General features: G+C 31.6%; 9 protein-coding genes. 8 read left to right on the top strand and 1 reads right to left on the bottom strand.

Annotated elements, in window-relative coordinates; all coding sequences use genetic code 11:
* The first annotated feature begins 13 nt into the window (after positions 1-13).
* The 5 genes from tkt to sbcC all read left to right on the top strand — a co-directional run bounded on the left by tkt (position 14) and on the right by sbcC (position 7740).
* Entirely contained in the window at positions 14-2002 is a 1989-nt protein-coding gene (gene tkt, locus HMPREF3134_RS00820; protein ID WP_070440145.1) for a transketolase, read from the top strand.
* Positions 2003-2222: 220 nt separating this feature from the next.
* Positions 2223-2465: a YneF family protein gene (locus HMPREF3134_RS00825; RefSeq protein ID WP_011275855.1), complete on the top strand. Its 243-nt coding sequence runs from the start codon at positions 2223-2225 to the stop codon at positions 2463-2465.
* A gap of 158 nt (positions 2466-2623) precedes the next feature.
* The gene (locus HMPREF3134_RS00830) at positions 2624-3091 is read left to right on the top strand and encodes a CcdC family protein (protein WP_070440147.1); all 468 of its coding nucleotides are present in this window, start codon (positions 2624-2626) and stop codon (positions 3089-3091) included.
* Positions 3092-3575: 484 nt separating this feature from the next.
* Positions 3576-4700, top strand: a complete 1125-nt coding sequence (gene sbcD / locus HMPREF3134_RS00835; RefSeq protein WP_070440149.1) for an exonuclease subunit SbcD — start codon at positions 3576-3578, stop codon at positions 4698-4700.
* A gap of 4 nt (positions 4701-4704) precedes the next feature.
* Entirely contained in the window at positions 4705-7740 is a 3036-nt protein-coding gene (gene sbcC / locus HMPREF3134_RS00840) for an exonuclease subunit SbcC (protein ID WP_070440151.1), read from the top strand.
* Between the two features lie 55 nt (positions 7741-7795).
* On the opposite strand, the gene mscL is transcribed toward sbcC, so the two are convergent.
* On the bottom strand, positions 7796-8149 hold the full coding sequence (gene mscL, locus HMPREF3134_RS00845; protein WP_070440153.1) for a large conductance mechanosensitive channel protein MscL: 354 nt from the start codon (positions 8147-8149) through the stop codon (positions 7796-7798).
* A gap of 189 nt (positions 8150-8338) precedes the next feature.
* Here mscL and HMPREF3134_RS00850 point away from each other — a divergent pair, with 189 nt between their 5' ends.
* The 3 genes from HMPREF3134_RS00850 (at position 8339) to menI (ending at position 13542) form a co-directional block, all read left to right on the top strand.
* Positions 8339-9976: a BCCT family transporter gene (locus HMPREF3134_RS00850; RefSeq protein WP_070440155.1), complete on the top strand. Its 1638-nt coding sequence runs from the start codon at positions 8339-8341 to the stop codon at positions 9974-9976.
* A gap of 295 nt (positions 9977-10271) precedes the next feature.
* Complete coding sequence (gene acnA, locus HMPREF3134_RS00855) at positions 10272-12977, top strand: aconitate hydratase AcnA (protein ID WP_070440157.1); 2706 nt, start codon at positions 10272-10274, stop codon at positions 12975-12977.
* A 94-nt stretch (positions 12978-13071) separates the two neighbouring features.
* Positions 13072-13542, top strand: a complete 471-nt coding sequence (gene menI, locus HMPREF3134_RS00860; protein WP_070440159.1) for a 1,4-dihydroxy-2-naphthoyl-CoA hydrolase MenI — start codon at positions 13072-13074, stop codon at positions 13540-13542.
* Positions 13543-13743 lie beyond the last annotated feature (201 nt).

Raw genomic sequence — 13743 nt, forward strand, 5'->3', positions numbered from 1 at the left:
GGAAGTATTAGAGATGTTTAACGAGAAAGATCAACTAGCGATTGATACGATTAGAGCTTTAAGTATTGATGCAATCGAAGAAGCTAATTCAGGTCACCCTGGATTACCTATGGGAGCTGCACCAATGGCCTATACTTTATGGACACGCCACTTAAATTTTAATCCTCAATCTAAAGACTATTTTAATAGAGACCGTTTTGTATTGTCGGCTGGACATGGCTCTGCGCTATTATACAGCTTGTTACATGTTTCAGGCAGTCTTGAATTAGAAGAATTGAAGCAATTTAGACAATGGGGTTCTAAAACACCAGGACATCCAGAATTCAGACATACTGATGGTGTTGAAGTTACTACTGGCCCACTTGGACAAGGCTTTGCTATGTCTGTAGGTATGGCTTTAGCTGAAGACCATTTAGCAGGTAAATTTAATAAAGATGATTTCAATATTGTTGACCATTATACTTATGTGCTAGCTTCTGATGGTGATTTAATGGAAGGTATTTCTCATGAAGCTGCTTCATTGGCTGGCCATAACCAATTAGATAAGCTAATTGTTTTATATGATTCAAACGATATTTCATTAGATGGCGAATTAAATAAAGCCTTCTCTGAAGATGTTAAGAAACGATTTGAAAGTTACGGTTGGAATCACATATTAGTAAAAGATGGTAATGATTTAGACGCTATCGATAAAGCAATAACTAAAGCCAAATCTCAAAATGGTCCAACCATGATTGAAGTTAAAACAATTATCGGTTATGGTGCTCCAAACGTGAGTGGTACTAATGGTGTTCATGGTGCACCACTAGGTTCAGATGAGAGAAAATTAACTTTTGAAACATATGGTTTAGACCCTGAAAAACGTTTCAATGTGCCAGAAGAAGTATATGAAATTTTCCAAACAACTATGTTAAAACGTGCAAATGAGCATGAAGATGCATGGAAAGCATTACTAGAAAATTATTCTAAACAATATCCAGAATTAGCAGATGAATTTAAATTAGCTATTAGTGGTAAACTACCTAAAAACTATAGAGATGAGTTACCACGCTTTGATAGCGATCATAATGCAGCAACACGTGCTGATTCAGGTGAAGTAATTCAAGCATTAAGTAAATCAGTTCCGTCATTCTTTGGTGGTTCTGCTGACTTAGCTGGTTCTAACAAATCTAACGTTAAAGAAGCGACTGATTATGATAGAAATACACCTGAAGGTAAAAATATATGGTTTGGTGTACGTGAGTTCGCAATGGGTGCAGCTGTAAATGGTATGGCAGCACACGGTGGATTACACCCTTATGGTGCAACATTCTTTGTATTTAGTGACTACTTAAAACCAGCGTTGCGCTTATCAGCTATCATGGGATTAAATTCAACATTCATCTTCACACATGATTCAATCGCTGTAGGTGAAGATGGACCTACTCATGAGCCAATTGAACAATTAGCGGGCTTAAGATCAATACCAAATATGAATGTCATTCGTCCAGCTGATGGAAATGAAACAAGAGTAGCTTGGGAAGTAGCTCTTGAATCAGAACAAACACCAACTTCTTTAGTATTAACTCGTCAAAATTTACCATATTTAGATGTAGATGAAGAGACAGTTGAACAAGGTGTTCGTAAAGGTGCTTATGTGGTCTTCGAAACTGAAACTAAACCTGAGTATCTATTACTTGCTACTGGTTCAGAAGTTAGCTTAGCAATTGAAGCAGCTACAGATTTAGATAAACAAGGTAAAGGTGTACGAGTAGTATCAATGCCTAACTGGTTTGCTTTTGAACAACAATCAGAAGAATATAAAGAGTCTGTAATTCCTAAAGAAATTACTAAACGTGTTGCAATTGAAATGGCATCTCCATTAGGTTGGCACAAATATGTAGGCACTGAAGGTAAAGTGATAGGTATTGACCAATTTGGTGCAAGTGCCCCTGGCGACTTAGTCGTAGAAAAATATGGTTTCACTAAAGAAAATGTATTAAATCAAATTCACACATTTTAATATTAGATAAGAAATTAGAGAACTGAGAAGGCTTTCATTGGAAAGTCTTCTTTAATTTGAATGAGCAATACAAAATAATTTTTAAGTTAACTAAAAATAAGTATTACATTCGTTTAAGTATTTGTTATGATAACAAATGGATGCAGAATTACTAACTAGCTCTTGAAAATAGAATAGTAATTTAGTAAAATTCAGTAGGATATAGAAAGTGGGTGAAACAATGGCAACATGGTTAGCAATTTTATTAATCATTGTAGCGCTTATCGGTGGACTAGTTGGTGGTTTCTTTTTAGCACGTAAATATATGATGGATTATTTGAAAAAAAACCCACCTATTAATGAAGAAATGTTACGAATGATGATGATGCAAATGGGTCAAAAACCATCGCAAAAGAAAATCAATCAAATGATGACAATGATGAATAAAAACATGGATCAAAACATGAAAAGTTCAAAAAAATAATTTTTAAATGGATTGTAGTACCTTTAAGGTTTACAATCCTTTATTTTTGTAGTAAAACAACTTTAGTATTATTAAAAAAGAAAAATATTTAATAATCTAAATAACTTACAATGAGTAATAAAGAGTAAGAGTTTATGAATATATAAGAAGGTGTAACGTTGGCGTATTTAATTTTTTCTATTGTATTTGCTTTATTTATGGGTATAGTAGTAATTTTTATTCGAATGAAAGCTCAAAACTTTCCTGTTAATGAAAAGAAAATTATATTACCACCATTTTTCATGGCTACAGGCGCATTGATGTATGTGATTCCGTACTTTAGATTGACTGGTACTGAAATTTTAGAGTCGATTATTCTAGGTGTCTTATTCTCATCTGTTCTTATATGGACAAGTCACTTTGAGGTACATGGTACTGAAATTTATATGAAGCGCTCAAAAGCATTTCCAATCATTTTAATTTCCTTATTAATTATACGCACTTTAATTAAAATATTTATCAGTAGTAAAATTGATCCTGGTGAAATTGGCGGCATGTTCTTCTTACTTGCGTTTAGCATGATTGTTCCTTGGAGATTAGCAATGTTATATAAATATAAAAAGTTGAAAAGGTCAACTGTCAAATAATTGAATAATGATTTAAAAAATGATGTATTTTAAATTACTTTGAAAATTTTAGTAGAGCCTGGGACATAAATTAATATCTCAGGCTATAATTACATATTGGAAGTAGTTGAATGAATTAAAAACATACTTGTAACAAGCTTTTTTAATTCGATTCAACCTTGCCGGGCTGAGCGGGGTCCCAACAAAGAGAATTTCCAAATAAGAAATTTTACAAGTAATACAAGTTGGGGTTAGGGCCCTAACGAAGAGAATTTCCAAATAAGAAATTTTACAAGTAATGCAAGTTGGGGTTGGGGCCCCAACAAAGAGAATTTCAAAATAAGAAATTCTACAAGCAGAGCATGTTGGGGTTATTAATAGCTGCTCAATAACATAGGTGGGACAATGAATTTAAATTAATCATTTGTTCCATCTTTTTTAGTTTGAACAATAGTGTGATTCAAGATATAATATACACGAACAAATGTTCTAAAGGGAGGTCATTATGAAGGTTATTCACACTGCTGATTGGCATTTAGGTAAGATTTTAAATGGTAAGCAATTTTTAGAAGATCAACATTACATATTGAACAAATTTATTGATAATTTGAAGGAAGAGAAACCAGATGTTCTGGTTATTTCGGGTGATATATATGATACGTCTTATCCTAGTAAGGAGACCATTAGACTTTTTGAAGAAACGATTAAAACTATAAATGTAAATATGAAAATTCCTACAATTATAACCAATGGAAATCATGATGGTAGAGAAAGATTAAATTATGGGTCAACATGGTTTGAGTTTTCACAATTATATATTAGAACGCAACTAGAATTAATGTCTACACCTATAACTATTAATAATATTAACTTTTACACACTTCCTTTTGCCACTATTAGTGAAATTAAGGCTTACTTTAATGATGATGATATCAAGACATATGAGCAAGCAACTCAAAAGTGTATTAACCACATTTCGAAGATTATAGACCCTAATCAAATCAATATTTTAATTGGCCATTTAACCATAAAAGGTGGTAAAACATCAGAATCTGAAAGGCCACTTACAATTGGAACCGTTGAAAGTGTAGAAAGCGCTAACTTCCAAATTTTTGACAAAGTACTATTAGGACATCTTCATCATCCATTTAGTATTACAGATAATATTGTTGATTACAGTGGTTCGTTATTACAATACTCATTTTCTGAAGTGAACCAGGCCAAAGGATACAAAAAATTAATGATTAGTTCAAAAAATGACATAAATATTAAGTTTGTACAATTAAAACCTTTAAGAGAGTTAGAGCAAATTGAAGGTGACTACTCGTCTGTTATACAAGGTGACGTTCCTGTGAAAAATAAGGACAATTATTTTCACTTCAAACTTAAAAATATGTCTCATGTCACGGACCCTATCATCCACCTTAAACAGATATATCCAAATACACTTTCGCTTAGTAATATCACTTTTGAAAATCATAATAAATCAACGTACGCAGATTTTAAAACTACAGATGATCCTACAATAATTAAAAATTTCTACAAAACAATTACAGATGAAGATTTAACAAATTATCAAGAGAAGAAAATACATCAATTATTAAATCAAGTTATCAATAGGGAGGATTAAATAATTGAGACCAACTAAATTAATACTTAATAATTTTGGACCTTTCATACATGAAGTTATTGATTTTGAACAAATAAATAATGAACAGTTATTTTTAATTAGTGGAAAAACTGGTTCGGGAAAAACTATGTTATTTGATGGCATTGTTTATGCTCTATTTGGTAAGGCTTCTACAGAAGGTAGAAATGAGGGAGAATTACGAAGTCATTTTGCTGATGGTAAATCTCCGATGAGTGTAGAATATGAATTTAAAATTAAAGATAAAAAATTTAAAATATCTAGACAGGCTGGATTTATTAAAGAGGGGAATATTTCTTTAACACCTGGTAAACTTGATGTTTTTGAATTTGATGAAGAAAGTCAGCTTTACGAACTACGAGAGAGTAAAATCAGCTCTGGTAATGGTTTTATCAAAGATTTGTTAGGTATCAACGCTGAACAATTCAGACAATTATTCATATTACCTCAAGGAGAATTTAAGAAATTTTTAGTATCTAATAGTTCCGATAAGCAAAGTATTTTAAGAACATTATTCAATAGTATCCGTTTTGAAGAGATGCAAAATTTATTGTTAAATCAAGTTAAAGACGAGAAGAAGCAAATAGAATCACGTTATAGTCAGATTCAAATACTTTGGGAAGATATTGAAACATTTGAGAATGATGAATTAATTCAATTTAAATCTTTGAATAGTATGCAAACCAAAGACATTATTAATGCAATACCTCAGTTCGAACAAGTAGGTCAACACTTAAATGAAAAATATGAACAATTAAAATCTGAACATCATGATGCGCTTGAAGCTATTAAAAGAAAAATTGAAGAAAACAATAAATTAATAGAATCACTTAAAGAACTTGATCGAAATAAAAATAAGAAAGTTCAACTAGAAAAAAACAAAGTTAGTATTGAAAAATTAAAAGCTGAATTACGTAAAATTATGGAAATTAAACCCTTGAGTCAATTGTATAATCAAAGAAACGCAAAAGAACAAAAATATGAAAATACTAAGGTTAAGCTAAATTCTATTCTTGAAGAGTTACATAAACTTAATGATAAATTAGAGAAATTTAAGAAAGAAAAAGAAATTTTAAATGAACAATCAGAAGATATTAACATTAAGTCTGTATATATTGATAAAACTAAACAGTTTTATACAAACATAAATAAGTATTATGAAGCCTTTAACGAAATTAAACAAAATGAAACATACTTAAAAGAGAATAATCAAAAGCAAGAAGAAAATAAGAATTTAATTGATAAATTGAATAATGATATAGCTAAAATAGATGTAAATAACGAGAATATTGACGAAATAACACAGGAGATATTCCAATTAAAAAACACTTTTGATAAAAAAGTGACTTTGAGAGAAAACAAGAAAAAATACCAATCTTTAAGTCAAAAATACAACGAAACAGAGAAAAGTATTAAAAAGACTAAAGAACAAATTTCAGATTTAAAACTTCAATTAGAAAATATAGACAAGTCAAATATTGATTTAAATGATAAACAAACATTTATTCAAGAAATTCAAAATGCACTTCATGTTGGAGATACATGTCCTATATGTGGTAATGAAATTGAGTCTCTCAATGAACATATTAATTTTGATGAAATTGCTAAGAATCAAAATTTAATAAAAGAAGTTAATAATCAGTTAAATAAAAAAATAAATGAGTTAACTAAACTTGAAACCACTTCTGATTATATTAGTAATCAAATGAGTGAGTTAGAAATAAGTGATGATGAAATTAGTGATATCGACGAAATAGAACAACAATTAAAAACTAAAAATAAGGAAAAAGAAAAACTACAAATTCAAATTAAGCAACGTGAAAAGTTTAAAAGTACACTAGATAAGCATAAAGATATTAATCATAGCTTGCAAATTAAGCATGAAAAACTTTTATCATTGAAGCATCAATTTGAAACACTAATAAAAGAATTTAAAAGTTACACTAATTATGATGAAACTAATAAATTTGAACAGTGCTTTAAGCAATATGAACAAATAGTAACTGATTATGTATCTAAGAACGAAGTATTAGAGAAAGAAATAAATCAAACAAAACAACAAATTGAAATCGAAACAAATAATCTAAACAATAATCAATTAGTTATTAAAGAACTTGAACAAGAAATTAGTGGTCATAGCGATGAAATTAATCAAGAAATGAAGCGAATTGGACTAAATTCATACAAAGATGTTGAAATTTTATTATCTAAGTTAGACAACAAAGAGCAAATTGAAATGAAAATTCAGCAATATGAGCATGATCATCAAAAACTTACTTTAGAGATTGAACGACTATCTCAACTTACAAAAGACAATAAACCTGAATCGGTTGAAAAATTGGAAGCTACAAAAACTGAAATTGAATCCAACTATAATAAGTTTGTTGAAGCGAGTGCTACAATTCAATATCAAGTACAGAAAAATAAAGACAAATTTAATAGTATAATGGATCATATAAATTATTTAGAGAAAGAATTAAAAGAACAACAAGAAATCTTTGAATTATCAGAGGTACTATCAGGAAAAAATAATAAAAAATTGACGCTTGAAAACTATGTGCTTGTTTATTACTTAGAACGAATCATCCATCAAGCAAATATTCGTTTAGAACGTATGAGTGGGGAAAGATATCAGCTAAAAAGAAGAGAATCTATATCTCATGGTTATAGTGGTTTAGAAATTGAAGTGTTTGATTTTCATTCAAATAAATCTAGACATATTAGTTCATTATCAGGTGGTGAAACGTTCCAAGCATCTCTAGCTTTAGCACTAGGATTGAGTGAAGTGGTTCAACAAGAATCTGGTGGTATTACCCTTGAGTCGATGTTTATAGATGAAGGCTTTGGTACGTTAGATCAAGAAACATTAGAAACTGCTCTAGATACTTTGGTTAAATTAAAAACTTCAGGCAGGATGGTTGGTATCATATCTCACGTTAGTGAACTTAAACAACGCATTCCATTAATACTTGAGGTAACATCGAATCAATATCAAAGTCAAACTCGATTTAAGTGGAACTAAAAAAAGACCATATGGCAAAATTAATACAATATTGCCATACGGTCTTAAATTATGATTATTTAGCTCTTAACAAATCGCGGATTTCTGTTAATAAAACAGTATTTTCTTCGATTTCTTCTTCAGGCTCATCTTTCTTCACTAAAGTATTTGCGATTTTAACAAATATAAATAGTGCGATTGCTACAATTATAAAATCAATAATTGATTGGATAAATAGGCCATATTTAATTCCCCAGAATTCCCAATCTTTAGCAAAATCGACAGAACCGAAAATTTTACCAATTAATGGCATGATAATGTATGTAACTAATGATGTAACAATTTTATTGAATGCTGCACCCATAACTACAGCGATTGCTAAATCTAGCACGTTACCTTTAAGAGCAAACTCTTTAAATTCTTTAAACATAATTCAATACCCCTCACTTAAGAATAAAATATATTATACAACATATAAATATTTTAGTAAATGTTTAATTTAAAAGAAATTTGATATTGTATAAAGGCTTTGTTATCCTTTAATATATCGTCTTAAATTACTTCAATAGTTATTTCAAACTAATTTTTAAATTTAATATGGGAAAGGAGTAAGTAAATTATGAATTCTTCTTCTGAAGAAACAAAACAAAACAAGAAGTTTTCATCGGTTTTTATTTACAGTGCTATCGTAGTAGCCATTGTTGTATTAATCGGTGCATTTTTACCTGAGCAATTTGGTAAAATTACAGGCGACATCAGTAGTTGGATTACTGAAAAGCTTGGCTGGTATTACTTGATTTTGACTACTGTAATAGTGTTCTTTTGTATCTTTTTAATTTTTAGTCCAATCGGTAAACTTAAACTAGGTAAACCTAATGATAAACCTGAATTTAATACTGTTTCATGGTTTGCGATGTTATTTAGTGCCGGTATGGGAATAGGTTTAGTGTTCTACGGTGCAGCTGAACCTATGGCACATTTTGCCTCACCACCTAATGCTGATCCTAAAACTACTGAAGCATATACAGAAGCATTACGTTCTACATTTTTCCACTGGGGATTCCATGCTTGGGCTGTATATGGTGTAGTTGCATTAGCTTTAGCTTACGCTCAATTTAGAAAAAATGAACCAGGTTTAATTTCACGTACACTACGCCCTATTTTAGGTGACAAAGTGGAAGGACCTATAGGAACAATTATTGACGTTCTTTCAGTATTTGCGACTGTTGTAGGTGTAGCCGTTTCACTTGGTATGGGTGCGTTACAAATTAATGGTGGACTTCATTACTTATTTGGTGTTCCAAATAATGTATGGGTTCAATCTATTATAATTGGCGTAGTTACAATATTATTTATTGCTAGTGCATGGTCTGGTTTAAGTAAAGGCATTCAATATTTAAGTAACTTAAATATTGGTTTAGGTACTGTTTTAATGATTATTGCTTTAATTATTGGACCTACTGTACTTATTTTAAATATGTTTACTAGTTCAACTGGTAGCTTATTAAATACATTCTTATTCAACAGTTTTGACACTGCAGCTTTAAATGGTCAAAAACGTGAATGGATGTCTTCATGGACCCTTTATTATTGGGGTTGGTGGTTAAGTTGGAGTCCATTCGTAGGTGTATTTATTGCACGTGTGTCTAAAGGACGTTCAATTCGTGAATTTATCTCAGGTGTTTTACTAGTACCAGCAATCGTAAGTTTCTTATGGTTCAGTGTATTTGGTGTGTTAGGTATCGAAACAGGTAAAAAACACCCTGAATTATTTAAAATGACACCTGAAACTCAGTTGTTCGGTGTATTCCACCACGTTCCATTAGGAATGGCATTATCACTTATAGCATTAGTACTAATTGCTTCATTCTTTATCACATCTGCCGATTCAGCTACATTTGTGTTGGGTATGCAAACAACATTTGGTTCTCTTGAACCTTCTAGAGCTGTAAAAGTAACATGGGGTGTTTCTCAATCATTAATCGCATTCATCTTATTACTAGCAGGTGGCGGAAACGGTGCTGACGCATTAAATGCTATTCAAAGTGCGGCAATTATAAGTGCGTTCCCATTCTCCTTTGTAGTTATAATGATGATGATTAGTTTCTATAAAGATGCAAACCAAGAACGTAAATTCTTGGGATTAACACTTCAACCAAACAAACATAGACTTCAAGATTATGTTAAATATCAACAACAAGATTATGAATCTGATATTTTAGAAAAGCGTGAATCAAGAAGAAACGCTGAAAAATAATATGAAGTCATCATAATAACATTATTGCCCTTAAGTGCTTTTATAAGTACTTGAGGGTTTTTTATGAATTTTAAAGAGACCATATTATATATTAATGAAAATCATTCTCAATTAATAATATTTACTTATAGTGGTAAGTGCATATGATAAGAATAACTTATATATACTGATTATAAATGCGAAAGCTAAATCACGTGAAATGTAGGTATATACAGTTGTTTTGAAAAACATATAATTATACAATTTATTTAAAGGCATATAAATATGAATTTTAATATTCAAGGGGGATATATAAATGACTTCTAACATTAAGCAACAAGCTAAAAAGACATTTGAAGCAAATGGCCAGTCATATACGTACTATGATTTAAAAAGTTTAGAAGAACAAGGTTTAACAAAAATAAGTAAATTACCTTACTCAATTCGTGTTTTATTAGAATCAGTATTAAGACAAGAAGATGAATTTGTCATTACTGATGAACATATTAAAGCGTTGGGTAACTTTGGCAATGAAGGAAATGAAGGTGAAGTACCTTTCAAACCATCTCGTGTTATTCTGCAAGACTTCACAGGTGTTCCTGCAGTTGTTGATTTAGCATCATTACGTAAAGCAATGAACGATGTTGGTGGGGATATTAATAAAATCAACCCAGAAGTGCCAGTTGACTTAGTCATTGACCACTCTGTTCAAGTTGATAGCTATGCTAATCCAGATGCATTAGAAAGAAATATGAAATTAGAATTCGAACGTAATTATGAGCGTTATCAATTTTTAAATTGGGCGACTAAAGCATTTGATAACTATAATGCTGTTCCCCCTGCAACTGGTATTGTTCACCAAGTAAACTTAGAATATCTTGCAAATGTTGTACACGTTCGCGATGTTGATGGAGAACAGACGGCATTTCCTGACACACTTGTAGGAACTGACTCTCATACTACAATGATCAATGGTATTGGTGTACTAGGTTGGGGTGTTGGTGGTATTGAAGCTGAAGCGGGTATGCTAGGACAACCTTCTTACTTCCCAATCCCTGAAGTAATTGGTGTTCGATTAACTAATTCATTACCACAAGGTTCAACAGCTACTGATTTAGCATTACGTGTGACTCAAGAACTACGTAAAAAAGGTGTAGTTGGCAAATTTGTTGAATTCTTCGGTCCTGGTGTAACTGACTTACCATTAGCAGATCGTGCAACAATCGCTAACATGGCGCCCGAATATGGTGCAACTTGTGGTTTCTTCCCAGTTGATGAAGAATCTCTTAAATATATGAGATTAACTGGACGTAAAGAAGAGCATGTTGAATTAGTTAAAGCTTATTTAGAACAAAATAATATGTTCTTCACTGTAGATAAAGAAGACCCTGAATATACGGATGTCATCGACTTAGATTTATCTACTGTTGAAGCTTCATTATCAGGTCCAAAACGTCCACAAGATTTAATTTTCTTAAGTGATATGAAGAAAGAATTTGAAAAATCTGTTACAACACCTGCTGGTAACCAAGGACATGGACTAGATAAAAGTGAATTTGATAAAAAAGCAAATATTAATTTTGCTGATGGTTCAACTGCAACAATGAAAACAGGTGATATTGCTATCGCAGCAATCACATCATGTACAAATACATCTAACCCATATGTTATGTTAGGTGCAGGATTAGTTGCTAAAAAAGCCGTTGAAAAAGGTCTTAAAGTTCCTGAATTTGTTAAAACTTCATTAGCACCAGGTTCAAAAGTTGTAACTGGATACTTAAGAGATTCAGGTCTTCAAGAATATTTAGATGACTTAGGATTTAACTTAGTTGGTTACGGCTGTACAACATGTATTGGTAACTCTGGTCCATTATTACCTGAAATCGAAAAAGCAGTGGCTGAAAAAGATTTACTAGTTACATCAGTATTATCTGGTAACCGTAACTTTGAAGGTCGTATCCATCCATTAGTTAAAGCAAACTATTTAGCCTCTCCTCAATTAGTAGTAGCTTATGCATTAGCTGGTACAGTTGATATTGATTTACAAAATGAGCCAATTGGAAAAGGTAAAGACGGTCAAAATGTTTACTTAAACGATATCTGGCCAACAATTCAAGAGGTTGCAGATACTGTAGATAGTGTTGTAACACCTGAACTATTCCTAGAAGAATATAAAAACGTGTATAATAACAATGAAATGTGGAATGAAATAGATGTAACAGATGCACCATTATATGACTTTGATCCTAATTCAACATATATCCAAAATCCATCATTCTTCCAAGGTTTATCAAAAGAGCCTGGTACAATTGAACCACTTAAAGATTTAAGAGTTATGGGTAAATTTGGCGATTCTGTTACGACTGACCATATTTCTCCAGCCGGTGCAATCGGTAAAGACACACCAGCTGGTAAATATTTATTAGATCATGATGTATCTATTAGAAACTTTAACTCTTACGGTTCTCGACGTGGTAACCATGAAGTAATGGTAAGAGGTACATTTGCTAATATTCGTATTAAAAACCAATTAGCGCCAGGTACTGAAGGTGGATTCACTACTTACTGGCCTACAGATGAAGTAATGCCTATATATGATGCAGCGATGAAATATAAAGAAGACGGTACTGGTTTAGCTGTTTTAGCAGGAAACGACTACGGTATGGGTTCTTCTCGTGACTGGGCTGCAAAAGGTACAAACTTATTAGGTGTGAAAACTGTTATCGCTCAAAGCTATGAACGTATTCACCGTTCTAACTTAGTTATGATGGGTGTTTTACCATTACAATTTAAAGATGGTGAATCAGCAGAATCATTAGGATTAGATGGAAAAGAAGCTATCTCTGTTGATATTGACGAAACAGTAAGTCCACGTGATACTGTGAAAGTACATGCTAAAAAAGAAAATGGTGAAGTCGTTGATTTTGAAGCAATTGTACGATTTGATTCACTAGTTGAATTAGATTACTATCGTCATGGTGGTATTTTACAAATGGTTCTAAGAAATAAATTAGCGCAATAATATATGAACTTTAAAGCCATGCTGACTTTATGTTGGCATGGCTTTTTTATGTTAATATGAAATATGAATGATTTTGGAAAAGAGGTACTTAAGAATGATATACAGTATGACTGAAATTGAAGCTAGATATCAAGAAACAGATAAAATGGGTGTGATTTATCATGGTAATTATGCAACATGGTTTGAGGTTGCACGAACAGATTATATCCGAAAGTTGGGTTTTAGTTATGCAGATATGGAAAAAGAGGGCATCATTTCTCCAGTTGTAGACCTTCAAATAAAATATAGAAAATCAATTTTTTATCCTGAAAAAGTGACAATCAAAACATGGGTTGAGCAATATTCAAGACTTAAATCAGTTTATTGTTATGAAGTATATAATGAGAATGGAGAACTTGCCACAACTGGTTCAACTCAATTAATTTGTATGAAATCAAGTAATTTTCAACCAATTAGATTAGACCGTTACTTCCCAGAATGGCATAAGGTTTATAGTCATGTAGATAAATTAAATCAAGATGGAAAAGATTTTGAAGTGACACAATCAAGCGACCTTGAAATATAGATGATATACAAGACTTAGGGAAAGGAATGTATTCACTTAACCCCAGCTTGCTTTGCTTGAAGAATTTCAGAACGAAATTCTCTATGCGGGGGCCGACTATCATTTACCTTACCTTTAAAATTTTTATTGTAATTTCATGCGTTTAGATTTATCACTAATATGTATTAAAAAAAGGCTCTACGTCAAATCGGACTGATGAGT

It is taken from the genome of Staphylococcus sp. HMSC14D10, assembly GCF_001808125.1.
Taxonomy (GTDB): domain Bacteria; phylum Bacillota; class Bacilli; order Staphylococcales; family Staphylococcaceae; genus Staphylococcus; species Staphylococcus haemolyticus.

What these genes read in the sequence shown, in the direction of transcription:
- menI (WP_070440159.1), top strand. Translation starts at nt 13,072, where the DNA reads ATGATATACAGTATGACTGAAATTGAAGCTAGATATCAAGAAACAGAT.
- mscL (WP_070440153.1), bottom strand. Translation starts at nt 8,149, where the DNA reads ATGTTTAAAGAATTTAAAGAGTTTGCTCTTAAAGGTAACGTGCTAGAT.
- sbcD (WP_070440149.1), top strand. Translation starts at nt 3,576, where the DNA reads ATGAAGGTTATTCACACTGCTGATTGGCATTTAGGTAAGATTTTAAAT.
- tkt (WP_070440145.1), top strand. Translation starts at nt 14, where the DNA reads ATGTTTAACGAGAAAGATCAACTAGCGATTGATACGATTAGAGCTTTA.
- acnA (WP_070440157.1), top strand. Translation starts at nt 10,272, where the DNA reads ATGACTTCTAACATTAAGCAACAAGCTAAAAAGACATTTGAAGCAAAT.
- HMPREF3134_RS00850 (WP_070440155.1), top strand. Translation starts at nt 8,339, where the DNA reads ATGAATTCTTCTTCTGAAGAAACAAAACAAAACAAGAAGTTTTCATCG.
- HMPREF3134_RS00825 (WP_011275855.1), top strand. Translation starts at nt 2,223, where the DNA reads ATGGCAACATGGTTAGCAATTTTATTAATCATTGTAGCGCTTATCGGT.